This window comes from Streptomyces flavotricini (assembly GCF_020639365.1).
In the GTDB taxonomy this organism is placed as follows: domain Bacteria; phylum Actinomycetota; class Actinomycetes; order Streptomycetales; family Streptomycetaceae; genus Streptomyces; species Streptomyces flavotricini.
Map to the genome: position 1 here is coordinate 1,406,357 of NZ_JAINUL010000001.1, position 25,279 is coordinate 1,431,635.

18 protein-coding genes and 2 pseudogenes are annotated in these 25,279 nt (G+C 71.9%); 12 read left to right on the plus strand and 8 right to left on the minus strand.

What is annotated here, in order from left to right; translation table 11 throughout:
• Nucleotides 1-143: 143 nt before the first annotated feature.
• From K7B10_RS06730 to K7B10_RS06755, 6 genes and pseudogenes are all read left to right on the plus strand, one after another.
• A pseudogene (locus K7B10_RS06730) lies at nucleotides 144-326 on the plus strand (ECF transporter S component); the annotation flags it as partial.
• A 16-nt stretch (nucleotides 327-342) separates the two neighbouring features.
• Nucleotides 343-678 carry an antibiotic biosynthesis monooxygenase family protein gene (locus tag K7B10_RS06735; RefSeq protein WP_229335028.1) on the plus strand — a complete coding sequence of 112 codons (336 nt, stop codon included), beginning with the start codon at nucleotides 343-345 and terminating at the stop codon, nucleotides 676-678.
• Nucleotides 679-771: 93 nt separating this feature from the next.
• Entirely contained in the window at nucleotides 772-1,149 is a 378-nt protein-coding gene (locus K7B10_RS06740; RefSeq protein ID WP_229335029.1) for a hypothetical protein, read from the plus strand.
• 189 nt (nucleotides 1,150-1,338) lie between these two features.
• Nucleotides 1,339-2,328, plus strand: a complete 990-nt coding sequence (locus K7B10_RS06745) for a polyphosphate kinase 2 family protein (RefSeq protein ID WP_229335030.1) — start codon at nucleotides 1,339-1,341, stop codon at nucleotides 2,326-2,328.
• 63 nt (nucleotides 2,329-2,391) lie between these two features.
• Nucleotides 2,392-5,112: a cation-translocating P-type ATPase gene (locus K7B10_RS06750; protein WP_229335031.1), complete on the plus strand. Its 2,721-nt coding sequence runs from the start codon at nucleotides 2,392-2,394 to the stop codon at nucleotides 5,110-5,112.
• 13 nt (nucleotides 5,113-5,125) lie between these two features.
• The gene (locus K7B10_RS06755; protein WP_229335032.1) at nucleotides 5,126-6,937 is read left to right on the plus strand and encodes a SulP family inorganic anion transporter; all 1,812 of its coding nucleotides are present in this window, start codon (nucleotides 5,126-5,128) and stop codon (nucleotides 6,935-6,937) included.
• Between the two features lie 45 nt (nucleotides 6,938-6,982).
• Here the strand turns inward: K7B10_RS06755 and K7B10_RS06760 are convergent, their stop codons facing one another.
• Nucleotides 6,983-8,320: a diacylglycerol/lipid kinase family protein gene (locus tag K7B10_RS06760; protein WP_229335033.1), complete on the minus strand. Its 1,338-nt coding sequence runs from the start codon at nucleotides 8,318-8,320 to the stop codon at nucleotides 6,983-6,985.
• A 163-nt stretch (nucleotides 8,321-8,483) separates the two neighbouring features.
• Between K7B10_RS06760 and K7B10_RS06765 the strand changes: the two genes are divergently transcribed.
• A complete protein-coding gene (locus K7B10_RS06765; protein ID WP_229335034.1) occupies nucleotides 8,484-10,172 on the plus strand; it encodes an alpha/beta hydrolase in 1,689 nt (562 codons plus the stop codon).
• Nucleotides 10,173-10,186: 14 nt separating this feature from the next.
• On the opposite strand, the gene K7B10_RS06770 is transcribed toward K7B10_RS06765, so the two are convergent.
• Nucleotides 10,187-10,921: a CPBP family intramembrane glutamic endopeptidase gene (locus K7B10_RS06770; protein ID WP_229335035.1), complete on the minus strand. Its 735-nt coding sequence runs from the start codon at nucleotides 10,919-10,921 to the stop codon at nucleotides 10,187-10,189.
• 9 nt (nucleotides 10,922-10,930) lie between these two features.
• A complete protein-coding gene (locus K7B10_RS06775) occupies nucleotides 10,931-13,411 on the minus strand; it encodes a SpoIIE family protein phosphatase (protein ID WP_229335036.1) in 2,481 nt (826 codons plus the stop codon).
• 323 nt (nucleotides 13,412-13,734) lie between these two features.
• On the opposite strand from K7B10_RS06775, the gene K7B10_RS06780 reads away from it, so the two are divergent.
• Together K7B10_RS06780 and K7B10_RS06785 are read left to right on the plus strand one after the other, a co-directional pair.
• The gene (locus K7B10_RS06780) at nucleotides 13,735-15,069 is read left to right on the plus strand and encodes a PP2C family protein-serine/threonine phosphatase (protein WP_229344807.1); all 1,335 of its coding nucleotides are present in this window, start codon (nucleotides 13,735-13,737) and stop codon (nucleotides 15,067-15,069) included.
• A 99-nt stretch (nucleotides 15,070-15,168) separates the two neighbouring features.
• On the plus strand, nucleotides 15,169-16,185 hold the full coding sequence (locus K7B10_RS06785) for an MASE1 domain-containing protein (protein WP_229335037.1): 1,017 nt from the start codon (nucleotides 15,169-15,171) through the stop codon (nucleotides 16,183-16,185).
• Nucleotides 16,186-16,395: 210 nt separating this feature from the next.
• Here the strand turns inward: K7B10_RS06785 and K7B10_RS06790 are convergent, their stop codons facing one another.
• Nucleotides 16,396-18,081: a SulP family inorganic anion transporter gene (locus K7B10_RS06790; RefSeq protein ID WP_229335038.1), complete on the minus strand. Its 1,686-nt coding sequence runs from the start codon at nucleotides 18,079-18,081 to the stop codon at nucleotides 16,396-16,398.
• Between the two features lie 90 nt (nucleotides 18,082-18,171).
• Nucleotides 18,172-18,642 carry a pyridoxamine 5'-phosphate oxidase family protein gene (locus K7B10_RS06795; protein ID WP_229335039.1) on the minus strand — a complete coding sequence of 157 codons (471 nt, stop codon included), beginning with the start codon at nucleotides 18,640-18,642 and terminating at the stop codon, nucleotides 18,172-18,174.
• 308 nt (nucleotides 18,643-18,950) lie between these two features.
• On the opposite strand from K7B10_RS06795, the pseudogene K7B10_RS06800 reads away from it, so the two are divergent.
• The 3 genes and pseudogenes from K7B10_RS06800 to K7B10_RS06810 all read left to right on the plus strand — a co-directional run.
• Nucleotides 18,951-19,121: pseudogene (locus K7B10_RS06800) on the plus strand (regulator); the annotation flags it as partial.
• A 28-nt stretch (nucleotides 19,122-19,149) separates the two neighbouring features.
• Nucleotides 19,150-19,800 carry a CBS domain-containing protein gene (locus tag K7B10_RS06805; protein WP_229335040.1) on the plus strand — a complete coding sequence of 217 codons (651 nt, stop codon included), beginning with the start codon at nucleotides 19,150-19,152 and terminating at the stop codon, nucleotides 19,798-19,800.
• 98 nt (nucleotides 19,801-19,898) lie between these two features.
• Entirely contained in the window at nucleotides 19,899-20,603 is a 705-nt protein-coding gene (locus tag K7B10_RS06810; RefSeq protein WP_229335041.1) for a response regulator, read from the plus strand.
• A 19-nt stretch (nucleotides 20,604-20,622) separates the two neighbouring features.
• Here K7B10_RS06810 and K7B10_RS06815 read toward each other — a convergent pair whose 3' ends face one another.
• The 3 genes from K7B10_RS06815 to K7B10_RS06825 all read right to left on the minus strand — a co-directional run bounded on the left by K7B10_RS06815 (nucleotide 20,623) and on the right by K7B10_RS06825 (nucleotide 25,278).
• Nucleotides 20,623-22,356, minus strand: coding sequence for a sensor histidine kinase (locus K7B10_RS06815; protein WP_229335042.1), 1,734 nt, complete (start codon nucleotides 22,354-22,356; stop codon nucleotides 20,623-20,625).
• A gap of 73 nt (nucleotides 22,357-22,429) precedes the next feature.
• Nucleotides 22,430-22,702, minus strand: a complete 273-nt coding sequence (locus tag K7B10_RS06820) for a DUF1918 domain-containing protein (RefSeq protein WP_308284544.1) — start codon at nucleotides 22,700-22,702, stop codon at nucleotides 22,430-22,432.
• Between the two features lie 2 nt (nucleotides 22,703-22,704).
• Nucleotides 22,705-25,278: a cation-translocating P-type ATPase gene (locus tag K7B10_RS06825; RefSeq protein ID WP_229335043.1), complete on the minus strand. Its 2,574-nt coding sequence runs from the start codon at nucleotides 25,276-25,278 to the stop codon at nucleotides 22,705-22,707.
• Nucleotide 25,279 lies beyond the last annotated feature (1 nt).

Sequence of the window (25,279 nt, forward strand, 5' to 3'; positions counted from 1 at the left end):
GTGACGAGTGGTGTCGTCACGCCCCGCTCCCGCGTACCCGCTGCGTCCGGCCGAAACCCGTGGCCGGCCAGCTGAATCGGCATGCGCCTCCGGCCGCCCCTTCTCGGGCCGTACGATGCGTTCTGCTCCGGCGAAGCCGGTGAGGCTGGGACACCGGCCGCGCCGTCACCGACTTCGTCTGCATCACCCTCGCGGGCCCGGCCGTCCTCACCACGTTCCGCCGCGCGGCCCGCACGGCCCGCTTCCACGCCGCGGTCCGCTTCGACCCCGCCCCGCCTCCGATCGGGGGAAAGTCGGCCGCGGGAGGAAACGACGGAAGTGCGTAAGGGGAGCAATAGATCCATGACCGTTACCGCGAGCATCGACTCGACGCGCCCCGTGGCCACGCTCATCAACGTCTTCACGGTGGCCCCCGAGCGCCAGCAGGAGCTGATCGCCCTTCTGGCGCAGGCCACCGAGGAGACGATGAAGCACCAGCCCGGCTTCATCTGCGCCAACTTCCACGCCAGCGAGGACGGGCAGCGCGTGATCAATTACGCCCAGTGGGAGTCGGAGCAGCACTACCGCACCATGCTGACCAACCCCGAGGCCCGCGTCCACATGGACCAGGCGGCGACCATCGCCACCGACGTCCAACCCCGCCTGTTCCAGGTCGTCTCCTCGCACCCCAAGGGCTAGGGGGTGTCTCGCCCCCGTCGAGCCGGAGGGCCCGGCCCTCCCGCCCGGTCGACGGGGTGCACCGGGGCCGGGTTCGGCGCCGAGGTGATGCCCGTGGCCTGGAACCGAACCCCGCAAGGTCCGTCCAGCGCACAGCGACGCGTGCTCGCTCCGCTGGCGCTCGCGCAGTTCATCTGCAGCTTCGCCGGTGTGCTGTGCCCGGTGGTGTCGGTGGGTACCTGGTGGTCCGTCATGGCGGTCGGCCCGCACCTGGGGCCTGGCTGGGCGGTGGCTCCCCTCTCGGCGGCCGGCCTCGTCCTCCTCGTCATGGGCATCCTCGTCGTGGTCACCGTCGCCGGCATCGCCATCCTGATCGCGATGGCCGTGATCGGGCTCGCCGGACTCGCCGCCGCGGTGCTCCTCCCGAGGAAGCCGTCCCCCGGCCGGGCGCCGGGCTCCGCCCCCGGGCCCGCCACCCGGCCCACGTCGTAGAACGCGAGAGACCGCCGGGCAGCCGGGCCTCCCACCGTCGGCGCACGCCCGGAGGGCGATCTTGTCGAGTCGCGCACAGAATGACCACGAGGGACACGTCCCGATCCTGGCGGAGCGTCGGTCCGCACGGCGCTCGGCGCCGCCTGCCGCACCGGACCCGGACCCGGACCGGAGAAGGGGTGACGGGTGATGTCGGACGAGAGGGCCGAACGCATCGCGGACTTCATCGAGCCGCTACGGGTACCGCCGGGGTCGAAGGTGCGCCTGGACCGGGACTTCGACCCCCGCTTCAAGGCCGGCATGAAGAAGCGGGAAGGGACCGAACTGCTGCGTACGGGGGTGTCCTTGCTCGCCGAGTACCAGGAGCGGCTGGCCGCCCAGGACACGTACGGCGTGGTGCTCTGCCTCCAGGCGCTCGACGCCGGGGGCAAGGACGGGACGATCCGCCACGTGATGAGCGGCGTCAACCCGCAGGGCGTGCGGGTCAGCAGCTTCAAGGTGCCGTCCGCCGAGGAACTCGACCACGACTACCTGTGGCGTTACGCCCTGCGGCTGCCCTCGCGCGGCGAGATCGCCATCTTCAACCGTTCGCACTACGAGGAGGTCCTCGTCGTACGGGTCCACCCCGAGGTCCTCCTCCGGCAGAAGCTTCCCGATCACGTGCTCGGCGAGGACATCTGGGACCGGCGCTACCGGGAGATCAACCGCTGGGAGCGCTATCTCACGGACAACGGGTTCAAGGTGGTGAAGATCTTCCTGAACCTGTCCAAGGAGGAGCAGCGCACCCGTTTCCTGAAGCGGATCGACCTGCCGGAGAAGAACTGGAAGTTCTCCGCCGCCGACGTCCGGGAGCGGCGCCGGTGGGACGACTACCAGCACGCGTTCTCCGAGATGCTGTCCGCCACGAGCACGCGGTGGGCGCCGTGGTACGTGGTACCGGCGGACCGGAAGTGGTTCGCGCGGATCTGCGCCGCGGCGGTCCTCGCACACACCCTGATGGAGATCGACCCTCAGTACCCCGAGGTGGCGCAGGAGGCACGGAAGGACCTGCTCGTTGCGAAGCGGGCCCTGGAGCGCGAGGCCCCGGCCGGGGTCCCGGCCGACCCGTACGCCGCCCGGCACCCGCCGGCGCACCGGGGCGGCGGGCACGGGAAGAAGCCGGGCGGGAAGCGCGGATAGCGACCCTCGGACGGAGCTCGACCGGCCCGGATGCGTCCGCGGCCCCGGAGCGGAGGCACAACCATGACGGTGCGGTCGGATTCCGTGGCGGAACAGCCCCGGGCTGCCGGGGACGGCTGGTACACGCGCTCTCCCGAGGAGGTCGTGGCGGCGTTCGGTGTCGATCCCGCGGTCGGTCTGTCCGCGGCGCGGGCTGCGGAACTCCTGAGCGCGCACGGCCCGAACGCGCTGCCCGAGGAGGCCCGTACCCCGGCCTGGCGCCGGTTCCTGGCGCAGTACCGCAGCTACATGCAGATCGTGCTCCTGGCAGCGGCGATCGTCTCGCTGGTCATCCGGGAGTGGACCACCGCCATCCTGCTGATCGTGCTGACCCTGCTGAACGCGGTCATCGGCCTGCGTCAGGAGGGCAAGGCCGAAAGCGCCATGAACGCGCTGAAGTCGATGATGAAGGCGACGGCGCGGGTGCGCAGGGACGGCCGGGAGGCCGAGATCCCCGCCGAACAGCTCGTCGACGGCGACGTCGTGCTGATCTCCGCCGGGGACCAGGTGCCGGCGGACGGGCGTCTCATCGAAGCCAGCGCCCTGCAGATCGACGAGTCGGCGCTCACCGGGGAGAGCGTTTCCGCCGCGAAGGACACCGCCGCGCTGGCGGGCAGCCGGCTGTCGCCCGGCGACCAGACCAACACGGCGTTCATGAACACGCCGGTCACCCACGGCAGCGGCGTCGTGATCGTCACCGCGACCGGCGCGGGCACCGAGCTCGGCAAGATCTCCGGAATGCTGTCGGCCACCGAGAAGGAGGTGCCGCCCCTCACCAAGGAGCTCGACCGGCTGACCCTGTGGATCACGGCGGCGGCGGGCCTCACCATGATCGTGATGTTCGCCCTGGGACGCCAGCGGGACCAGGCCTGGGACGTCCTCTTCGTCAGCGCCGTCTCACTGGCCATCGCCGCCATCCCCGAGGCCCTGCCGACGGTGACCCAGGCGATCCTGTCCGTCGGGAGCCTGAACCTGGCGAAGCGGCACGCCATCGTGAAGGAACTGCCCTCGGTCGAGACGCTGGCGTTCACGTCGGCGATCAACTCGGACAAGACCGGCACCCTGACGATGAACCAGATGACCGCCGTCGAAGTGCTGAGCCCCACCGACCGGTACACCGTGTCGGGCACGGGCTACGGGCTCGAAGGGAAGGTCCACCATGCCGCCGGGTCCGCCGCGGGCATCGAGGACGCGATCCTGCCGTACGTGGTGGCCAGCGACGCCAAGCTGGTGGGCGGCAAGGTGGTGGGCGACCCCACCGAGGGCGCGCTGCTGGTCCTCGCGCACAAGGCCGGCCTGGACACCGACGCCACCCGGGACGCCCTTCCCCGGCTCGCCACCCTCCCGTTCGACCCCGAGTACAAGCTGATGGCCACCTTCCACTCGGCGACCGACGCCTCCGGGCGGCAGGTCGTGCGCTGCTTCGTCAAAGGGGCGGCCCCGGCCGTGATGGAGCGGGCCGCCACCGCGCTGGCCGCCGGCGAAACGGTGCCCTGGGACGCCGAACTGCTCGGTCGGGCCGAGGCGGCGAGCGAGCGGATGGGCGGCGAGGGCCGCCGCGTGATGGCCGCGGCCACCCGTGACCTGGACCCGGCCGGCTTCGACCCGGAGGGCGAGCTGCTCCCGTACGTCACCGGTCTGCGGATGACCAGCCTCGTCGGCATGGTCGATCCGCCCCGCGAGGAGGCCAAGGCGGCGGTGGCCGACGCCCAGGCGGCGCACATCCGGGTCCGTCTGGTGACCGGGGACGACGTCACCACCGGGGCGGCGATCGCCCGGCAGATCGGCATCCCCGGCGAGGCCGTCCTCGGGGCCGACTTCGCCGCCATGAGCGAGGACGAGCAGCTCTCCCGCATCGAGGGCATCGGCGTGGTGGGGCGGGTCGCGCCGGAGCACAAGGTACTGCTCGCGAACACGCTCAAGAAGAAGGGCGAGGTCGTGGCGATGACCGGGGACGGTGTCAACGACGCTCCCGCCATCAAGGCCGCGGACATCGGCATCGCCATGGGCAGCGGCACGGACGTGGCGAAGAACGCCGGCCGCATGATCCTCTCCGACGACAACTTCGCCACCATCGTCTACGCCGTGGAACAGGGCCGGACGATCTACGACAACCTCACCAAGTACATCCGGTTCGTGCTGCTCCTGCTGGTCACGTTCGTACTGACCTTCCTCGGGGCCACCGTCTTCAACGTCGCCGCGGGCGAACCCTTCACCCCGCCGCAGGTGCTGTGGATCCACTTCGTCGTCAACGCCTCCTTCGGCTTCGCGCTCGGCTTCGACCGGGAGAGCGCCGGACTCATGCGGCGCAGGCCCCGCCCGCGCGGGGAATCGGTGCTCACGCGGCCCGTGCTCGTCACGGTCGGACTGGGCGGGCTGGCGATCACCGTCCTGCTGCTCGGACTGATCAGGCTCGGACAGACCCACTACGACAGCGTCGCGACGGGCCAGTCGATCGCGTTCACGGCCTTCTCGCTCTGTCTGATCGTGGCCGCCTTCGAATGCCGCAGCGAGACGGAGTCGGTGCTGACGACCTCCACGTTCGACAGCAAGCAGATGAACTGGGTCGCCCTGGCCCAGCTCGTGCTCTCCGTGCTGGTCACCCAGATGGACGGCTTCCAGCGCATCCTCGGAACGACCGAGATCGACGCGCGGCAGTTCGGCTGGGCGTTGTTGTCCGCCCTCGCGCTCCTGCTGCTGTGGGAACTGGGCAAGTTCGCGGCCCGCCGGACGAAGACCTCCTGAGGAAGGCCCGTCCGTGACCACCCGGCACGACGGCCACGGGGCGCTCTCCCGTTTCCGGGCGGTCCCCGGGATCCGCGCCGTGTCGGCCTACCGGCGCGAGTGGCTGGTCAAGGACCTGGTCGCGGGCGTCGTGCTGACCACGCTGCTGGTACCGCAGGGCATGGCGTACGCCGAGCTGGCGGGCCTGCCGGCCATCACGGGCCTGTACACGACCATCCTCTGCCTGCTCGGATACGCGGTGTTCGGCCCGTCCCGGATCCTGGTGCTGGGCCCGGACTCCTCGCTGGGGCCGATGATCGCCGCCACCGTGCTGCCCCTGGTGGCCGCCGGCGGGGATCCCGACCGGGCCGTCGCACTGGCGTCGATGCTCGCGGTCATGGTCGCGGCCATCATGATCCTCGCCTCGGTGGCGAAGCTCGGCTTCATCGCCGACCTGATCTCCAAACCGACGATGATCGGCTACATGAACGGCCTGGCCCTGACCATTCTGATCGGCCAGCTGCCCAAGCTGCTCGGCTTCAAGGTCGAGGCGGACGACCTGATCGGCGAGTGTGCCGGCCTCGTGCGCAAGATCGCCGAAGGGGCGACGGTGCCGGCCGCCGCCGCCGTGGGCCTGGGCGGGATCGCCCTGATCCTGGTCCTGCAGCGCTTCCTTCCGAAGGTCCCCGCGGTGCTCGTGATGGTGGTGCTGGCGATCGCCGCGGCCGCCGTCTTCGACCTGGACGAGCACGGCGTCGGCCTGGTCGGGGTGCTGCCCGAGGGCTTCCCTCCGTTCACGATCCCCGACGTGCGGCTCGCCGACCTCGCGCCGCTGCTCGGCGGCGCGCTGGGCATCGCCCTGGTCTCCCTGGCCGACACGATCTCCAACGCGTCCGCCTTCGCGGCCCGTACGGGACAGGAGGTCCGCGGCAACCAGGAGATGGCGGGCGTCGGTGCGGCCAACCTGGCGGCCGCCCTCTTCCAGGGCTTCCCCGTCAGCACCAGCGGGTCCCGGACGGCGGTGGCGGAGCGCGCGGGGGCCAGGAGCCAGCTCACCGGGGTCGTGGGGGCCGCGCTCATCGTCCTCATGCTCGTGCTGGCTCCGGGTCTGTTCCGCAACCTGCCGCAGCCGGCCCTGGCCGCCGTGGTCATCACCGCGTCACTGTCCCTGGCCGACGTACCGGGAGCCGTACGGCTGTGGCGGCAGGGCCGGGCGGAATTCCTGCTGTGCTCCGCCGCGTTCGCCGGCGTGGCCCTGCTCGGCGTGCTGCCCGGGATCGCCATCGCCGTGGGCCTGTCCGTCCTCAACGTCTTCCGGCGCGCCTGGTGGCCGTACGACACCGTACTGGGGCGTGTGCGGGGCCTGGAGGGCTACCACGACATCCGCTCCTACCCGCGGGCCGAGCAGCTGCCGGGCCTGGTGATCTACCGGTTCGACGGCCCGCTCTTCTTCGCCAACGCCAGGACCTTCCGGGACGAGGTCAGGCGGCTGGCGGGCGCGGAGCCGCGGCCGAGCTGGATCGTGGTGGCGGCGGAGCCCATGACCGACGTGGACACGACCGCCGCCGACGTGCTGGAAGAGCTCGACGAAGCGCTCAACGCGCAAGGCGTCCACCTCGTGTTCGCCGAGATGAAGGACCCGGTGCGGCGGAAGATCGAGCGGTACGAACTCACCCGGACCATCGACCCCCGGCACTTCTTCCCCACGGTGGAAGCGGCCGTCACCGCCTTCCGTCTGCGCACCGGAGCGCGGTGGGCGTCTTCCGACGCGGGCGGACCGCCCGCCGGACCGTCCGCCGGGCCCGAACCCGGGTCCACCGGCACCGCACCCGCCGGCGGGAAGTGACCGCCCGCCGGCCGCGGCGACCGGGAAGCCCCCGACGGCCGCCGCTCAGGCGGCGCCGTGTCCCGCCGCGGTCCGTCCCATGGTCAGCGCCAGCCGCCGCACCCGGCGCCAGTCCATCGGCGGCGCGGCACGCGGCACGCCGGGACGGTGCCGGGGCACGCGCACGCGCAGGACGCCGGACGCGATGCTGCAGTGCACGGGGGTGGACAGCACCAGTGCCTCGCCGTCGACGCCGACCGGGATGGCGCTGGCGTCGGCATCGACGACGACCTCGCGGGCGGTCACGGCGGTCAGTCCGCGGCCCTGCCTGCCGTGCAGCAGCAGCCCCGCCGCTTCGGCGGCGCTCGAGACCTCGACGCCGAGTACCCCCAGCCGACCGGAGTCCAGTCGCTCCCGGCGCCCGAGCCCCGCCGAATCACCCTTCTGATAAGGGTTGTTGCTCACCAGTACGGCCTGGGGAGCGTCCAGGACCAGCGCATCCGCACGGACGCTCAGCTGCGAGCCGCTGCCGTGGGTCAGCAGGTCCGGAAGCATCTCCAAAATGGTGCCGGCCTTGTCGTCACGGTAGGCCGGACTCTGGACGACTTCCGCGTACACGCCGAACGAGGCGCTGTTGACGAACACCCGCCCGGTGTTCCCGTCCGCCGGTTCTCCCTCGTGGATGTAGCCGAGGTCGACGTGCAGTTCGACACCGTCGGTCAGGGCCTCCAGGCACCGGGAGGGATCCTGCCGGTCCAGGCCCAGATCCATGGCGAAGTGGTTGCGCGTGCCGGCACTGATCACCATGAACGGAATGTCGTGCTCTACGGCCACGGCGGCGACCAGTGCCTGAGTGCCGTCGCCGCCCGCGACGCCCAGCAGGTCGGCCCCGCCCTCGACGGCCTGCCGCGCCAGCTCGGCCACGTCCTGGTGCCGGGCAGGATCCAGTACGACGACCTCGGCGCCCAGGGCCCTGGCCCGCTCCGCCAGGCGGAACTTCTCGACCTTTCCGCCACCCGAGCGCGGATTCATGATCAGGAAGGGCCGCTCGGCCGTTCCGGCGGCGTGCTCCGGCATGCCCTGCGCGTCCTCGGCGAGGGCGGCGCTGCCCGCGGCGACGGCCAGCGCCCACAGGGCGAGCGAGACCAGTACGACCCACAGCAACCCGGCGGCCGAGTAGAGGAGCAGGACGGCGAGCGGTGCGCCGACCACGAGCAGCCCGGCGAGCACCCTGATCCAGCCGGTGTGGGTGAGCATCCACCACCCGCCGGCCGCCGTGAGGACCAGTCCGGCCCACCCCACCGCCATCAGCAGGAGGCTCGCGAGGCCGCCGAACACCACCAGCACCACGAGCGCCGCCAGGCCCGTCGCCAGGGCCAGACGTGCGGTCCAACGCCTGCTCATGGGACCACCTCCCGCCGTTTCACGGGCCGCCGGACAGGAGTCGGCACCCACTTCAGGCTACGAGCGCCGACCCCGCGCGGCCTGCCGACCACGGCACGCCCCGGCCGTCCGCGCCGGATGGCACGACCGACCGGGCCTTGGGACCATGGCCGCGGAGGCACCCATGACCGCTGACCCCCCGCCGGTCCCCGCGTCCGCGCCGAAGGAGCCGGCACCGCGCGAGTGCCGCCGGCGGCTCCGCCTGACGCTGCCCGGCTGCTGGGGCGCCCTCGTCCTGGCGTGCCTGTCCTTCACCCCGTCGCTGCTTCCCCGCGGAGGCGTGCTCCAGGGACTGGTCTGCGGCATCAGCGCGGCCATCGGGTACGGGCTGGGCGTGGTCGGCGCCTCCGTGTGGCGCGCTTTCGCCGACCGGGAGGCGCGCCGCGCCTCGCGCAGGTCATGGCTGATCCTGCTCGTCAGCGCGATCGTGCTCTTCGGCGTCGCGTTCGGGCTCGGACAGTACTGGCAGCACGAGATCCGCCGGCTCATGGACGTCCCCGACCACGACGTCCTCGCCACCGTCGCCTGCCCCTTCGTCGCCGCTCTCGTCTTCCTGCTGCTGCTCCTGGCCGGGCGGGGGCTCCGGGCCCTGTACCGGTGGGCCGCCCGTCACCTCGCGCGCTGGGTCGGCGCGCGGGCGGCGCGGGCGGTCGGCTGGATCCTGGTGGCCGCCCTGGCGTGGGCCGCGTTCTCCGGACTGCTGCTGAGCGGCATCGTGAACGCGGCCAACGAGGCCTTCTCGCTGCGCGACACGCAGACCCCGGAAGGCGTGCACCAGCCCACGTCGACACTGCGCTCGGGCGGGCCCGGCTCGCTGGTGCCGTGGGACTCGCTGGGCTATCAGGGCCGGGCGTTCACCGGCAGCGGTCCGTCGGCCCAGACCATCGGTGCGTTCACCCACCGTCCGGCGCGGGAGCCCATCCGGGCCTACGCCGGGCTGGAGACCTCCGGCGACACGGAGACCCGGGCGGCCCGGGCCGTCGCGGACCTCGAACGGGCGGGCGGCTTCGCGCGCGAGAACCTCCTCGTGATGACCACCACGGGCAGCGGGTGGGTCGATCCCGCCGCCGTGGACTCGTTCGAGTACCTCGCCGACGGAGACGCGGCCAGTGTGGCGATCCAGTACTCGTGCCTGCCGTCGTGGATGTCGTACCTGGTCGACCGGTCCAAGGCGCGCGAGGCCGGCCGCGACCTCTTCGACGCGGTCTACGACAAGTGGTCCAAGCTGCCCCAGGACCGGCGGCCTCGCCTGTTCGTGGCGGGCGAGAGCCTGGGCTCGTTCGGCGGTGAGACGGCCTTCAGCGGGGAGGCCGACCTGCGCAACCGCACCGCCGGCACCGTGTTCGCCGGCCCGCCCAACTTCAACACCCTGTTCCGCGAGTTCAGCGACCACCGCGATACGGGAAGCCCCGAGATCGAGCCCCTCTACCGGGCGGGCCGCACCGTCAGGTTCACCGACGACCCGGCCGCCGGGATCCCGCCCGCGGACCGGCCGTGGGACGGCCCCCGGGTGCTCTACCTGATGCACCCGTCCGATCCGATCGTCTGGTGGAGTCCCCAGCTGGCCCTCTCCGAGCCCGACTGGATCGGCGAGCGTCCCGGCTCGGACGTGCTCGGCGCGATGGTCTGGATCCCGTTCGTGACCTTCTGGCAGGTCACCGCCGACCTGCCCTTCTCAACTGGCGTACCGGACGGCCACGGGCACACCTACAAGGCCGCGTACGTCGACGCCTGGAACGCCGTCATGCGGCCCCAGGGCTTCACCGCGCAGGACCTGGACCGGCTGAAGGACGTCGTCTCGCCGCCGCCGTGAACCCGTCGAACCGGTCAGCGCAGCAGGAACCCGACGAGGTAGCCGAGTGCGTTGACCGCCCAGTGCAGGCCCATGGGTGCCAACAGGCTGCCGCTGCGGCGGCGCAGTTCGCAGAACAGGACGCCCGCCGCCGCCGTGAACAGCACGGCCCCCAGGACCGCCAGAGCCGCCCCCGGCCCGGACTGGCCGACGACCGAGCCCACGGCCGGCTTCGCGGTCGCCAGGTGCAGCGAGGGCAGCACGTGCCACAGGCCGAACAGCACGCTCGACACGGCGGTCGCCCACACCGCCCCGCGGTCGCGGCGGACCAGACCGTAGAGCACCCCGCGGAAGGCGGTCTCCTCCACGAGGACCGTGCCGACGGGGACCAGCACGAAGACGCGCAGCATGACCTCGCCGCCGTCCATCGCGCTGTACCGCCGGTCCTCGAACAGCGTCCTGGTGGCCGGCAGCAGGGCCCCGGCCAGGTAGACGGCGGCGACCAGGCCGATCAGGGCCAGCGCCCAGCTGGCACCGCGGGCCAGTGTGCCCGGCGCCAGCCCCGCGTCCGCGAGGGTGCCGCCGGCCAGGCGGAGCACGCCGAGCAGCACGGCGCTGACCACGACGGCCGTCCCCACGCCCCAGAGGCCCGACCAGCGGTGCAGGGCCAGGTTGGCGGCGGCGAGGACGGCCACCGTGACTCCCACGGCGGGCCAGGTGCCGATCGGCCGCAGGCGGCGCCCTGCGTCGGCGGGGGTGCTGCGGGTCATGGGAACCCACTACTTGAGCACAAGGTTGGCCACGGCCTCGGAATGCCCCTCCGCCGCGGCGGCAAGGGAGAACTCCGTCCAGACGGTCTTGCCGTCCCGGGTGTAGCGGGTGCCCCACCGTTCGGTGAGCTGGGCCACCAGGAAGAGGCCGCGCCCGCCCTCGTCGGTGGTGCGCGCCCGTCGCAGGTGCGGAGCGGTGCTGCTGCCGTCGGAGACCTCGCAGACCAGGCTGCGGTCGCGGATGAGCCGCAGGGTCAACGGCGTCCCGCCGCCGTACCGGTAGGCGTTCGTGACCAGTTCGCTGACGACGAGTTCGGCGGTGAAGGCCAGCTCCCCCAGGCCCCACCCGGTCAATGTGGTCTCCGTCAGGTGTCGTGCCCGGGCTGCGGCGGTCGGCTCCGCGGGCATTTCCCAGGAGGCGACCCGCTCCGGCGCCAACACGCGGGTGCGGGCGAGGAGCAGTGCGACGTCGTCCGGTGGGTGATCCGGCAGCAGCGCGTCCTGCACGTCCGTGCAGGTCTCCTCCAGCGAGCGGCCGGGCCGGCACAGGACTTCTCTCAGCCGCTCAAGTCCCTGGTCGAGGTCGAGGCCACCGGCCTCGACCAGGCCGTCCGTGTACAGCGCCAGCAGACTCCCCTCGGCCAGTTCCAGCTCGGCGGACTCGAAGGGGAGTCCGCCGAGCCCCAGTGGCGGCCCCTCGGGCAGGTCGGGCAGGCTGACCGTGCCGTCGGAGGTCACCACGACGGGCGGCAGGTGGCCCGCCCGGGCCAGGGTGCAGCGCCGGGAGGTGGGGTCGTAGACCGCGTAGAGGCACGTCGCGCCGACGATCTGCTGGCCCGGCGGGTGTCCGTCGGCACGCTCCTGCTCGGCTGCCAGCCGGTTGACCAGGTCGTCCAGGTGGGAGAGCACCTCGTCCGGGGCGTAGTCCAGGCCGGCCAGGGTGTGTACTGCCGTGCGCAGGCGGCCCATGGTGGCCGCGGCGTGCAGACCGTGGCCGACCACGTCGCCGACGACGAGGGCGACGCGCGCTCCGGACAGCGGGATGACATCGAACCAGTCGCCGCCGACGCCGGTGGCGGGATCGGCCGGCAGGTAGAGGTGCGCCACCTCGACCGCGCTGTACTCGGGCAGCGCCTGCGGCAGCAGGCTTCGCTGCAGGGTCAGCGCGGCCTGATGCTGCTGGGTGTAGCGGCGGGCGTTGTCGATGCACAGGGCGGCTCGTGCGGCGAATTCCTCCGCGAGCGTGAGGTCGTCCTCCTCGAACGGCTCGGGCCGCCCGGCCCGCCACAGGCTGAGCAGGCCCAAGAGCGCACCGCGGGCCGTCAGCGGTACGACGATCAGTGAGTGGGCTTCCAGGCCGAGGGCGCGCCGTCTGCGCTCCTGGTCCCGGAAATACCAGCCGGGGTCGCTCCGGAGCACGGGTTCGAGGATGGGCCGCTGTTCGGCGAGGCACCTGGCCTGCGGGGTGCGAGGGTCGAAGCGGAAGAGCTCGCCGTCGGAGTACATCACCCGCAGCGCCTCTGCCATGACCGAATGGACGGCCATGCGCCGGACCGGTCCACCCGCTTCCCGGGCGGCCGGCTCTTCGCCCCGGGCCACCGACTCCAGCAGATCCACCGAGACGGCGTCCGCGAGGTCGGGGACGGCGACGTCGGCCAGCTCCCGGGTGGTCTGGGCGAGATCCAGGGTGGTCCCGATGCGGCTGCTCGCCCGGTTGAGGAGGGCGAGCCTGTGCCGGGCCCGGTAGCGGTCGGTGACGTCCTCCACCAGTTGGGTGACTCCGAGGATCCCGCCGGAGGGCTCCTGCATCCGGAACGCCGACACCGAGACCACCCGCTCGTGGTCGGGGTCGCTCCGCAGGCGACAGGGCTGCTCGGTGAAGATCAGCGGGGCGCCCGTCTCCAGCACCCGGCGCAGCCGGGTCTCGATGGTCTTCACGTCCGGCCCGATGAGGAAGTCGCCGATGCGCAGGCCCCGGATCTCCGCCGCGGACAGCTGCGTGAACCGGGCCAGCGCCCGGTTGATCCGCAGGACGCTGAGGTCGGGGGCGTGGACGGACAGGCCGATCGGGGAGCGTCGGAACAGACCGTCCAGGACCGACCGATCGGTCTCCCACCGGAGCACCTCCTCCGCCGGGGCGACGACGAGGAACCACTCGCGGGCCGAGCCGGCCCGGACGACGGCGCGGGCCCGGAAACCCAGCTCCACCCGCCGCCCGCTACGGTGCAGGACGGGCAGGATGCCGGACCAGCCCCGGTCGCGCTCGCACGCGGCCGCCGCGTCCCGGACCGCCTCACGGTCCCGGGGGTCGCACAGGAACTCCAGGGCCTCGCGGCCCAGCACCTCCTCGGGCGGGTAGCCGAGGTGCTCCTGTGCGCGCTCGCTCCAGCCGACGACCCTCCCATGGCCGTCCAGAACGGCCGAGGCCGAGTTGTGCAGCGCGAACGGGTCCTCGGGCGCCTCGCCCGGTCCGGGCGCTCGTGCGTCCATCGCTGCCACCCTTCGACCTGCCGAACGGACCGCACAGCGGGCATTGCCGCGGCGACTACCCAAAGTGATCGCAGACCACGGTCGAGCAGTCGGCTCACCTTCAGTATCGCCGCGCCGCCGTACGTCGGCAGAAGGTCGGGATCGGGAGTCGGCCGAGCCCTCGGCCTCGCCGTGGCGGGTCCCCGGGTCACCCCGGAGCGGCACGTGGAGCGGCATGCGGAATGGCGTGCCGCCTTCGGCGTAATGACCGTTCTGCCCGTAACGCCGTGACACGCTGTGGTCCCGATCGACCAGGGTCGTGTCAGGAGCACCGGACGCACGTGATGGCAGGGAACGAGGAAGCGAAGCAGCCCGGGCAGCCGCACCTTCCCGACCTGCACGTACGTCTGCGAACCGAGTTGACCAGGATCGACGAGCAACTGCGCTCCCTGCTGGCCGCCATGGACCGGCTGCAGGGCCTGCTGGACGCGGTGGTGTCCATCAGCCGGGAGGTGGAGCTGACCGACGTGCTGCACCGGATCGTGACCACCGCCATGGACCTGGTCGGCGCTCGGTACGGGGCGCTGGGCGTACTCGGCGAGTCCGGCGAGCACTTGGAACAGTTCATCACCGCCGGCCTGTCCGAGCAGGAACGCGCCGCTCTGGCCGGGACCGGTCTGCCCCGCGGTCTGGGTGTCCTCGGGCACGTGATCCACCACCCCGAACCCCTGCGGGTCGACAGCATCTCGGCCCATCCGTCGTCCGCCGGGTTCCCCTCCGGCCACCCGCACCTGCACACCCTGCTCGGCGTCGCCATCAGCGTCCGCGGCGAGATCTACGGTGACCTCTACCTCTCCGAGCGGCGCGACGGACTTCCCTTCGACGTCCACGACGAGAACGTCGTCGTCGCCCTGGCCAGTGCCGCCGGAATCGCGATCGAGAAGGTCCGCCTGTTCGAACGGGTTCGCCTCGGGGCCGAGCAGTTCCAGCGGCTTCTGCTGCCCACCCTGCCGGATCTGCGCCCTTTCGCCGCCGCCGCCGTCTACCGGCCCGCTGCCGAGCCGAGCCAACTCGGCGGGGACTGGTACGAAGCCATCCGGCTGGCCGACGACACCGTGGCGATCGTCATCGGTGACGTGGCCGGTCACGATCTGGAGGCCGCGGCCTCCATGGCCTGCGTCCGTAACATGCTGCGGGCTCTGCTGTTCGAGCGGAGCAATCCGCCCGGCGCCGTCCTCGCCCAGCTCGACCGCACCCTGCACGCCATCACGAGCAATCCCGTCACCACCACGACCCTGGCACGCATCGAACCCGCGGGACCGGGCTGGCGACTCCGCTGGAGCACCGCGGGCCACGTCCCACCTCTGCTGATCACCCCTGGGCGCCCGGTGGAGTACCTCTTCGCCGAGCCCGGGGTACCGCTCGGGGTCGACCCCGAACAGCCCCGCCCCGACCATTCCCGCTTCCTGCCCCCGGACTCCACCGTGGTCTTCTTCACGGACGGGCTGGTCGAACATCCTGAGCACCCCATCGACGAGAGTCTCGACCGGCTCACCGATCTCGCCACCCGGTACGCCGCCCTGCCCCTGCAGGAGTTCGTCCAGGCCCTGGCCGATCACCACCCCAGCGACGGTCACGACGACCTGGCCATCCTCGCCCTGCGCACCCCGCCCCTCTGATCCCCATGCGTCATGTCCGGCGCGACAGTGCCGTGGAGGATCCGGGGGATCCGACGGATGATGGATTTCGGGACGACGTCGATGCGGAGGTGTCGCCTGATGACCGCCGCACCGCCTGAACGGCTGCGGCAGGCCGGCTTGGCCGCCCTGGAGATCTGCGCCGTCGCCGCGCTGTACTACGGCTCGGCCACGCTGGGACTGATCCAGCAGCTGGTGGGGGGCCAGGTCACCCCGCTGTGGCCGCCGACCGGCATCGCCCTGGCGAGCCTGCTCCTGCGTGGTCTGCGGGTCTGGCCCGGGATCGCGCTGGGTGCGTTCCTGGTCAACGTCCCGCTCGGCCCCTCCGTGCCGGCCGTGCTCGCGATCGTGGCGGGGAACACCCTCGCGCCCGTCTGCTCGTACTGGCTGCTCCGTCGAACGGGGTTCCGTACGGAATTGGACCGGCTGCAGGATGCGCTGGGGCTGATCTTTCTGGGCGCGCTCACCGGGATGCTGATCAGCGCGACGGTGGGCAGCGGCACCCTGGCCCTCGCCGGTGCGCTGAGCGCCGAGGACTTCTGGCCGACGTGGTCGGTCTGGTGGACGGGCGACGCGATGGGCGTACTGGTGGTGACGCCCGTCCTGCTCGTCCTCCGCTTCGCACGCTGGCCGAAGGACGCGCGGCCGGCCCGTTGGGCGGAGGGGCTGCTGCTTCTGGCGGCCACGGTGTTCGTCGGCTTCCTCGAGACCAGCAGCACGCCGCTCCTGTTCCTCGGCTTCCCGCTGCTGATCTGGGCGGCCTTCCGCTTCCAGCTGGCCGGGGCCGCGCTCTGCGCCCTGTCCGTGTCGACCTTCGCGATCGTTGCCGCTGCCCGCGGCTCAGGCCCGTTCGCCGGTCATGACCTGCTCACCAACATGATCACCCTCCAGGCGTTCAACGGTTCCTCCTCGCTGACCGCGCTGCTGGTCGCGGCCGCCGTCAGCGAGCGCAACCAGACCCAGACGGAGATCGCACGAGCCTGCGGGCTGCTGGCCGACATGGTGGCCGAAGCCACCGCCGGCGGCCACCACCCGAGGCTCCCCGGTCGCGGCGACACGACGCAACCGCACGCCGACCGACCCGAAACCCCAACGTGACGCAGCTGAACGGGCGCGCCGCCTCCGTAAGCGGCGAGCTGGCCACCCCTGGGGTCGGCCACGTGTCAGCACACGGCGTACGGGGGCCGGGCGGTCCGGGCGGCGGAGGAGGGCGGGCACACACCGCCGTGCAGGAGCGGTCGCGCATGGATCGCGCGGTCCGCGGCGACGTCCTGATCCGCGGTGCGGATGGTGCTCCTGGGGACGAACTCAACGGCCGAGCTCCCAGATGCGGAAGCCGTCGATGGCGGTGGGCAGGGTGGGGTAGATGCGGTCCTCGCCGACCGATGCCGTCAAGCCGTAGGCATCGAGCGGGGCGCGGAGGTCCTGCTTGACGCGGGCCAGGGCGAACACGACGTCGCGTTGGACGAGTTCGGCGCGCAGTGCCTCGACGGCGTCGAGGGCGGTGATGTCGACTTGGACGTTGGCCTCGGTGTTCAGGACGAACCAGTACACCGGTTCGTCCTGGGTGTCGACGGCGTCCAGTGCCCGGCGGTGGAAGTCCTCGGCGTTCGCGAAGAACAGCGGGGAGTCGTAGCGGTAGATGAGGAGGCCGGGGATGGTGTGGGCGGACGGGTAGTCGTCGATGTCGTGCATGCCGGCGAGGCCCGGGACGACCCCCTCGACGGCGTCGTGCGGGCGTGCGACCCGTGCGAGCAGTTCGGCGACGGACAGCGCGACCGCGACCAGTACGCCGTACAGGATGCCGAGGGTGAGGACCCCGAGGGTGCAGCCGAGAGCCAGGAGGAGTTCGCGACGGCGGAAGGCGGCCAGTCGGCGGAACTCGCTCAGCTCCACCAGGCGTACGGCGGCGTAGACGACGATGGCGCCGAGAACGGCAGTCGGAGTGCGGGTGAGCAGCGGGCCGAGGAAGAGGAGGACGGCGGCCACGCAGGCGGCACCGACGAGGGAGTACGCCTGCGTGCGGGCTCCGGCGGAGTCCCCGAGGGCGGTGCGGCTCGCGCTGCTGCTGACAGGAAAGCCGTGCAGGACGCCTGCGCCGATGTTGGCCGCCCCGAGCGCCAGCAGCTCGCGATTGGCGTCCAGGGGATGCGGGTCGTCGCGGCGGGCGAAGGCGCGGGCGGTCAGGACCACGTCCGAGTAGCCGACGAGGAGCACGCCGAGGGCCGGCAGGAAGAGATCGGCATAGTCCGATGGTCGGGGCAGGGCGAAGTCCGGCAGACCGGTCGGGACGGGGCCGATGACGGCGATGCCGTGTTGGGTGTCGAGGGCGAATGCCGCCACCACGGCGGTGGCGAGGACGAGCACGAGAAGCGGTCCGGGAAGCGGGCGCCACAACAGCGGCAGGGTGAAGAGCAGGACGAGGCAGGATGCGGCCAGGGCGGCGGTGGGCCAGTGCACGTCACCGAGGTGACCGAGGAACGAGAGCAGTCGGGGGAAGAACCCGGATCCGCTGCCGTGGGCGCCCGTGAGGCGGGCCAACTGGTCCACGATCATGATGAAGGCGACGCCGGCCAGGTAGCCGACGAGCAAGGGCCGGGAAAGCAGGTCCGCGAGGAAGCCGAGCCGGACGGCCCAGGCGGCGAGGCAGAGCAGGCCGACCACAACGGCCAGGGCCGCCGTGAGCGCCGCGTACCGGGCTGGGTCACCGGCCGCGAGCGGGCCCACGGTCACGGCGGTCATCAGGGCGGTGGTCGACTCCGGGCCGACGGACAGCAGGCGCGAGGACCCGCTCAGGGCGTAGAGGGCCATGGCCGGGAGAGCCGCCCACAGCCCGACGACGGGCGGCAGGCCGGCGACCCCGGCGTAGGCCATGACCTGAGGTACGAGATAGGCGGCGACCGTGATCCCGGCCAGGACGTCGCCGCGCAGCCAGGTCCTGCGGTAGCCGTGGAAGGCGGGTGGGAGCACAGCGATCCGTCCGTGCTTCGGCATGGCACCTCCGGGACTCCCTGCGGGCGTGTGCGGCACCATCGTGCCGCGCGGAGGGGCACAGGGGCGTGAAGCGCGCACGCGGGCCGACGGCTACGGGCTGTCCTCCCGCAGGCGGAATCCGGTGACCAGGCCGGGCCGGATCCGAATGGCGCCCGATGCGGTACCCGGGGCCCAAGGCTGGAGCAGGCGCGCGTAGCGCTCGATCTCGGTGGGGTCGGTAACGGCAGTGGCGTAACCGGTCGCGACCACGCTCCAACCCAGGTGTGACCGCGGATCGATAGTGTCCGCTTCGTACGCGACGACGATGCCCGCGTCTTCCTGGGTCGCGAGCAGCGCTGCGAGCGTCGAGCCGTCCTGAACGCGAACGATGATGTCACCCGCGTCGAGAAGGTGGTTGACCGGACGGACGGCGGGCAGCGCGTGCCGGGTGAAGACGATGCGCCCCAGCTCTATGGAACCCAGCAGCTTCAGCGCCTCGCCGGTAGGCAGATCCTCCACGCGCCGCTTCGCCGTCCGGAGAGCGACCGGAGTGGGGGCCGTACCGAATCGATGGCTCTTCATCGTGGGCACCTCGGTCAGCAGGAGGACGTCGGTCGCTCATCCGCAGTGGGCTCGGCGGCAGCGGCCGCAGAGGGAGGTCTCCTGCCAGGGTCTCCGGGGCGCACTCGTCCGGACAGGGGCCGGTCGGACCACAGGGGGGGCCACAGGGCCCATGCCCGGGAGGGGCCGGACCCCCCAAGACTGGAGGCACACTCGAATCAAGGAGGCTGTTCATGAGCACCCCCTCCTCTCCCCACCCGCTTCGCCACGGCGCTGGCCACCGAGTGCCGTTCCCGGCTGATGGAACTGGCCCACGAGGTCAATTTCGACGAGGGTACGAGTTCGACGCGGAGCGAGTGCGGGCGCTGATGGACGCCGACGCCGTATTCGGCTCCGCCCTCGGCCATTGGGTCGGGGAGGTCCTCGCCCACCGGCTGCAGGCGGCCCGAGTTCGCCTTCTCGATCTGTACGCGCCCCACGGCAGCGGCAGCTTCCTCTGACCATCCGTACGGCGAAGGAGCCCCGGCCATGCCCGCATCCCGCTACACCGTCAGTGACGTCATGACGCACACCGCGATCGCCATCGGCCGGGAGGCGTCCTACAAGGAGATCGTCGAGCTGATGCATCAGTGGAAGGTCAGCGCGGTCCCCGTCCTGGAGGGCGAGGGCCGGGTCGTCGGCGTGGTCTCCGAGGCGGACCTGCTGCCGAAGGAGGAGTTCCGGCGTACGGATCCCTCTCTGCCCGATCAGCTGGAGGAGGCGTCGAAGGCCGCCGGGGTGCTGGCCGAGGAGCTCATGTCGAGCCCGGCGATCACCGTGCACCCCGATGCTCCGGTCGCCGAGGCCGCCCGGATCATGGCCCGCAAGCACGTCAAGCGCCTGCCGGTCGTCAACGCGCTGGACATGCTGGAGGGCGTGGTCAGTCGCAGTGACCTCCTGAAGGTGTTCCTGCGGCCCGACGAGGAGCTCGAAGAGGAGATCCGCCACGACGTGCTTGCCGAACTGGCGCGCGGTACGACCGTGAATTTCGTCGTGCAGGAAGGCGTCGTCACCTTGTACGGCCCGCTGCGCGACCGCCACCTGGTACCGCTTCTCGCACGAGCCATCCGTACGGTCGAAGGTGTCGTGGACGTCAGGATGGACTCGGACCGCCCGCTCGATGCGGCTGCCCGGTCCTGACCGTCGGCACGTACCTGGCCGCGCCATGGGGTGCATCGCATTCCCCGCTGAGACAATCCGACTGAAGAAACGAATTTCGGACCAAACCAGGGGCGATCATGGCCGACGATTCGAACGCCTCCGCCGAGGCTCCCATCAAGGTGTTCCTCCTCGACGACCACGAGGTGGTCAGGCGCGGACTGCACGACCTCCTCGACGCCGAACCGGACATCACCGTCGTGGGCGAGGCGGGCACGGCCGAGCAGGCCGTGGCCCGCGGACCGGCACTGCGGCCGGACGTCGCCGTGCTCGATGTGCGTCTCCCCGACGGCGACGGGATCAGCGTGTGCCGCGAGCTGCGCTCGCGCATGCCGGACCTGGCCTGTCTGATGCTGACCTCGTTCGACGACGAGGACGCCCTGCTGGACGCCATCATGGCCGGTGCCGCCGGATACGTGCTGAAGCAGATCAAGGGCTCGGACCTCGTCTCCGCGGTGCGGACGATCGCAACGGGCCAGTCCATGCTGGACCCGGCCACCACCGCCCGCCTGATGCATTCGCTGCGCGATCCGGACGTGTCCAAGGAGCCCGAGGACGCTCGGCTCACCGGTCTCTCCGAGCGGGAGCGGGCGGTGCTGGAACTCATCGGCGAGGGCATGACCAACCGGCAGATCGCCAAGCAGCTCTACCTGTCGGAGAAGACGGTCAAGAACCACATCTCGCGGCTCCTGGGCAAGCTGGGCGTGGAACGGCGGGTCCAAGCGGCCGTGATCGCGGCCCAGGTCCACGAGCACGAGCACGAGATCGGCGACCCGAAGCACTAGCCAGGTCGACAGGCACGGGTCACGGCGACGGGGGCTTCAGCGGTACCCGCCATTCCAGGCGGGTCCCCCGCTCCCCCGCACCCCGCGCAGCGACCCCCATGGTCCCACCGAGCTTCTCGGCGCGCTCGGCGAGGTTGCGCAGACCGCTGCGCCGGCCGCCGTCGGGCAGGCCGATGCCTTCATCGGTCACCGTGACCGTCAGCGTGCCGTTGGCCGCGACGACGGAGACCTCCGCCCGGGCGGCCCGCGCATGCCGGGCGACGTTGGTCAGGGCCTCTCCGACGACGGCAAGGACCTCTTCGGCCACGTTCGCGGGAACGTCGGTGTCGATCAGCCCTTCCATGCTCAGTGCCGGGGTGAACCCGAGGACGGCGGCAGCCTCGTCGATGGCCTGGACGGTTCGGGAGCGCAGCTTCAGGGGCTTTCCGGCCGCTTCGTGTTCACGGAGCCCGAAGATGGTGGATCTAATGATCTTGATGGTGGCGTCGAGGTCGTCTACGGCCCGCGCCAGCCGTTCGGAGGCTTGGGGATGGTCTACGAAGCGTTGCGCACTCTGGAGGGTCATGCCGGTGGCGAAGAGGCGCTGGATGGCAAGGTCGTGGAGATCGCGGGCGATCCGGTCGTGGTCCTCGAGCAGGCTCATCTGCTCGGCGTCGTGGCGCCGGTCGGCCAGTTCCAGGGCGAGGGCGGCCTGACCGGCGAAACCGGCCAGGGGGGCGACCTCCGCAGGGGCGAACACGGGACGGCCGTGACGCCTGGCCAGCATCATGACGCCGCTGAGCTTCTCCTTGGTGCCGACGGTGACGGCGACGGCCGGGCCGAAACCCGTCCAGCGTTCGGTCTGCACGGTGACCCGCTCGTCGGTCGCCACGTCCGTGACCGTGATCAGGCCGTCGTTGGCGAGGGCGGCCTCGGCGAGGGTGCCCTCGGTACCGGGCAGGATGATGTCGCGGTGGGCCTCGGCGCCTTCTCCCAGGACGAGGGAGCCGCGTAGTTCTCCCGTGGGGCCGAGGATGTAGAAGATGCCCATGTCCGCGCCGGCGATGTCCTTGGCACGCTCCAACATGCCTTCGAGGACCTCGTCCCGGGGAGTGCCGGAGAGCAGGGCGCTGGTGATGTCGGAGCTGGCCGCCAGCCAGCGCTCGCGCAGCCGGACCTCCTCGAAGAGGCGTGCGTTCTCGATGGCGATACCGGCCGCGACGGCGAGGGTGGACAGGACTGCTTCGTCCTCCTCGTCGAAGTCGGTGCCGCCGCGCTTCTCGGTGAGGTAGAGGTTGCCGAAGACGTCCTCGCGGACCCGGATGGGGACGCCGAGAAAGGAGTGCATCGGGGGGTGGTGGGCCGGGAAGCCGTACGAGGCGGGGTGCTCGGAGAGCTCGGAGAGCCTCAGCGCTTCCGGGTGACGGATCAGCTCGCCGAGGATGCCGTGGCCGGAGGGCAGGTCGCCGATCTGCGCGCGGAGCTCCTCGCTGATGCCCACGGGAAGGAACTGCGCGAGCTTCTGGTCGTCGCCGATGACGCCGAGGGCCCCGTATTCGGCGTCGACCAGGACCACCGCGGCCTCGACGATCCCGCGCAGCACCTGGGGCAGGTCCAGTTCACGGCCGACCGACATGACGGCTTCCAGCAGGCCGTTCAGGCGGTCCCGGGTACCTCTGACCTCGTCCATCCGGACCTGGAGCTCGTCGAGCAGTTCGTCCAGCCGCAGCCGCGGCACGCCGCTTCCCTGGACGTACCGACCGCCTGCGCTCATGTCCCACCTCCGGGCGGCAGCAGCCGTGGGTGCCGCTTCCTTCACGGTAGTCCCGGCCGGGTGGGCGTGCCGCTCAACCGGTTCCGCCGGCTTCGTACGGGCGCGGCGGCCGGATGGGCGGCGCGGGAGCCTCGTGCAGGTGCCGGACGTGGGCGTCGGGGCCGGGGAAGAACACAGTGGTACGGCCTGTGTCGGACCAGCGCACGTCGTAGGGCGGGGTGCCGTCCGTGTGGTGCAGAGCGATGACCTCCCCGTCGCGACCCGGCGTCCCGACGGCAGGGCCGCCCACGACGATCTGGTCGCCCACTTCGGCGTGGATCCCGTTCCCGGGGGTGTACACGTTCATGATCATGGCCTTCTTCGGAATGCGACCCGCAGGAGCCGGGCGGCGAGGAACGCGGAGATCGCGGCAGCTGTCGCGAGCCAGATGCCGGACCAGCCCACCGGCTGGGTCTCCAGCAGGGACTGCAGCGCGGGGACGTACAGGGCGGCCATGGCCAGCAGGGCCGAGCCGGCCACCGCGGCCGGGAGGAATAGGTTCTCCCTGGTCAGCAGCCGGGTCCGCAGCCCCAGGGCCACTCCCAGCTGAGCGCCGAGCAGGGCGAGGAAGAGCACGCTCTGCCAGGGCAGGTCCATGGCCCGGGCGGCGACGCCGGCCAGCAGGCTTGCAGCCGTCACGGCCGCGGCCAGGACGAGGAGGCGTTGCCAGACTCCTGCGGCGAGGATGTGCTGGGTCGGGGGCCGGGGAGGGCGTCGCATCGCTTCCGGGGCAACGGGTTCGGCGCCCATGGCCACACCCGTCAGACCATGGGTGAGGAGGTTGATCCACAGGATCTGGCCGGCACGCAGGGGCAAGGGCAGGCCGAGGAGCGGTCCCGTGAGCATCACCAGGATCTCGGCTGTCCCTCCCGCCATGGCGTAGACGAGGAAGCGCCGGATGTTGTCGTAGACGCGGCGGCCTTCCTCCACGGCCACGACCACCGTGGCGAGCTCGTCGTCGGTGAGGACGAGGTCGGCGGCCTGCCGGGCCACCTCGGTGCCGCGGGCGCCCATGGCGACGCCGATGTCGGCCTGGTGGAGGGCGGGGCCGTCGTTGACTCCGTCGCCGGTCATCGCGGTGACGGCGCCTCGGGCGCGCCAGGCGCGGACGATGTCCAGCTTCTGCTGCGGGTCGGTGCGGGCGAAGACGCGGACCTCGGTGATGTCGGTGTCCGGGGCTGCGGCAAGCTCCGGGCCCGTGAGGACCTCGCCGGCCGGGCCGTCCTCGACGAGTCCGGTGCGTACGGCGATGGCGTGGGCTGTCGCCGGGTGGTCGCCGGTGATCAGGATCGGGGTGATGCCTGCCGCGCGGCAGGCCGCCAGGGTGGCGGCGGCTGCCGCTTTCGGCGGGTCGCTGATCGCGAGCAGGCCCAGCAGGCGCAGTCCGTGCTCCGCCTCGGCAGCAGATGGGGACCGGGTCCGTTCGGCGGTGGCGACGGCCAGGACGCGAAACCCTTCGGTGGCCATCTCGGCGGCCTGGCGGCGGGACGTGGCCAGGAGCTCGGACGGATCGTCGAGCAGCTCCGGGGTGAGGACGGCCTCCGGTGCCCCTTTGAGGCAGATGAGAGTGGTCCCGGCAGGGGTCCGGTGCAAGGTGGTCATGCGCTTGCGCAGGCTGTCGAAGGGCGCTTCCCCGGTACGGGGGTGGGTCCTGCGCAGCTCGTCCGGGTCCGGGCAGCCGGCTTTGGCAGCGGCTGCCAGCAGTGCGGCCTCCATCGGGTCTCCGACGGCCGTCCAGACGTCGGACCTCTCCCCCGGCGGCCTCAGGCCTGCGTCATTGCACAGGGACACCGTGGTGAGCAGTTCCCGCACCGGTCGCAACTGCTCCGCCGTGGGAGGGCGCCCGTCGATGTCCAGGTCCCCGTGGGGCTCGTATCCGGTGCCGGACAGGCCGACCGTGCCGGAGGGAAGCCACAGCTGCTGGACGACCATGCGGCCCTCGGTGAGGGTGCCGGTCTTGTCCGTGGCCAGCACGCTCACCGAGCCCAGCGTCTCGACGGCCGGCAGGCGCCTCACCAGCGCCCCGCGGGCCGCCATGCGGCGGGCGCCCAATGCGAGGGCGAGGGTGACCACGGCGGGCAGGGACTCGGGCACGGCGGCGACGGCGAGGCTGATCGCTGTGACGGCCATCGTGCCGAGCGCGAGCCCGCGCACGAGGCCCAGGGCGAAGAACAGCACGCACAGGACGAGGGTCAGGGCGGCCAGGATGCGGCCGAGGGAGGCGAGCCTGCGCTGGAGCGGTGTCGGCTCGTGACCGCCGTCGAGGAGGACCGCGATCCGGCCGAGCGCGCTGGCCCCACCGGTGGCCGTTGCGGCGGCGACGCCCCGGCCGCGCACGACGACGGTGCCGGCGCTCACCGTCCCGCCGGAGGTCTTGTCGACGGGTTCGGACTCTCCGGTGAGCATGGATTCGTCCATCAGCAGCGAGGACGCCTCGGTGATGTCCGCATCCGCCGCGACGATGTCGCCCTCGCCCAGCAACAGGGTGTCGCCGGGCACCACGAGGGCCGCGGGCACCTCGCGACCGGATCCGTCGCGCAGGACCCGGGCATGGGGGGCCGAGAGTGCCGAGAGTGCGGCGACCGCGTGGTCCGCCCGGACCTCCTGGGCGACCCCGACGGTGGTGTTGAAGACGACCACCAGGCCGATGATCACGGCGTCGGGGTGGTCTCCGATCGCGATGGTCAGCAGGGCGGCACCCAGTAGCACCATGATCAGTGGATCGCGGAGCTGTGCCAGCACCCGCTGGTGGATCGGTGTCGGTGGGGGCGGTGCCACCTCGTTGCGGCCGTACCGGGCCAGGCGGCGTTCGGCCTCCGCCTGTGTCAGTCCCGTCGGGGCGGAGGAGCCGACATGGGCCGTGTCGATCGCTCGGCCGGTCATC

What these genes read in the sequence shown, in the direction of transcription:
- K7B10_RS06735 (WP_229335028.1), top strand. Translation starts at nt 343, where the DNA reads ATGACCGTTACCGCGAGCATCGACTCGACGCGCCCCGTGGCCACGCTC.
- K7B10_RS06745 (WP_229335030.1), top strand. Translation starts at nt 1,339, where the DNA reads ATGTCGGACGAGAGGGCCGAACGCATCGCGGACTTCATCGAGCCGCTA.
- K7B10_RS06750 (WP_229335031.1), top strand. Translation starts at nt 2,392, where the DNA reads ATGACGGTGCGGTCGGATTCCGTGGCGGAACAGCCCCGGGCTGCCGGG.
- K7B10_RS06760 (WP_229335033.1), bottom strand. Translation starts at nt 8,320, where the DNA reads ATGAGCAGGCGTTGGACCGCACGTCTGGCCCTGGCGACGGGCCTGGCG.
- K7B10_RS06765 (WP_229335034.1), top strand. Translation starts at nt 8,484, where the DNA reads ATGACCGCTGACCCCCCGCCGGTCCCCGCGTCCGCGCCGAAGGAGCCG.
- K7B10_RS06770 (WP_229335035.1), bottom strand. Translation starts at nt 10,921, where the DNA reads ATGACCCGCAGCACCCCCGCCGACGCAGGGCGCCGCCTGCGGCCGATC.
- K7B10_RS06775 (WP_229335036.1), bottom strand. Translation starts at nt 13,411, where the DNA reads ATGGACGCACGAGCGCCCGGACCGGGCGAGGCGCCCGAGGACCCGTTC.
- K7B10_RS06780 (WP_229344807.1), top strand. Translation starts at nt 13,735, where the DNA reads ATGGCAGGGAACGAGGAAGCGAAGCAGCCCGGGCAGCCGCACCTTCCC.
- K7B10_RS06785 (WP_229335037.1), top strand. Translation starts at nt 15,169, where the DNA reads ATGACCGCCGCACCGCCTGAACGGCTGCGGCAGGCCGGCTTGGCCGCC.
- K7B10_RS06790 (WP_229335038.1), bottom strand. Translation starts at nt 18,081, where the DNA reads ATGCCGAAGCACGGACGGATCGCTGTGCTCCCACCCGCCTTCCACGGC.
- K7B10_RS06795 (WP_229335039.1), bottom strand. Translation starts at nt 18,642, where the DNA reads ATGAAGAGCCATCGATTCGGTACGGCCCCCACTCCGGTCGCTCTCCGG.
- K7B10_RS06805 (WP_229335040.1), top strand. Translation starts at nt 19,150, where the DNA reads ATGCCCGCATCCCGCTACACCGTCAGTGACGTCATGACGCACACCGCG.
- K7B10_RS06810 (WP_229335041.1), top strand. Translation starts at nt 19,899, where the DNA reads ATGGCCGACGATTCGAACGCCTCCGCCGAGGCTCCCATCAAGGTGTTC.
- K7B10_RS06815 (WP_229335042.1), bottom strand. Translation starts at nt 22,356, where the DNA reads ATGAGCGCAGGCGGTCGGTACGTCCAGGGAAGCGGCGTGCCGCGGCTG.
- K7B10_RS06820 (WP_308284544.1), bottom strand. Translation starts at nt 22,702, where the DNA reads ATGAACGTGTACACCCCCGGGAACGGGATCCACGCCGAAGTGGGCGAC.
- K7B10_RS06825 (WP_229335043.1), bottom strand. Translation starts at nt 25,278, where the DNA reads ATGACCGGCCGAGCGATCGACACGGCCCATGTCGGCTCCTCCGCCCCG.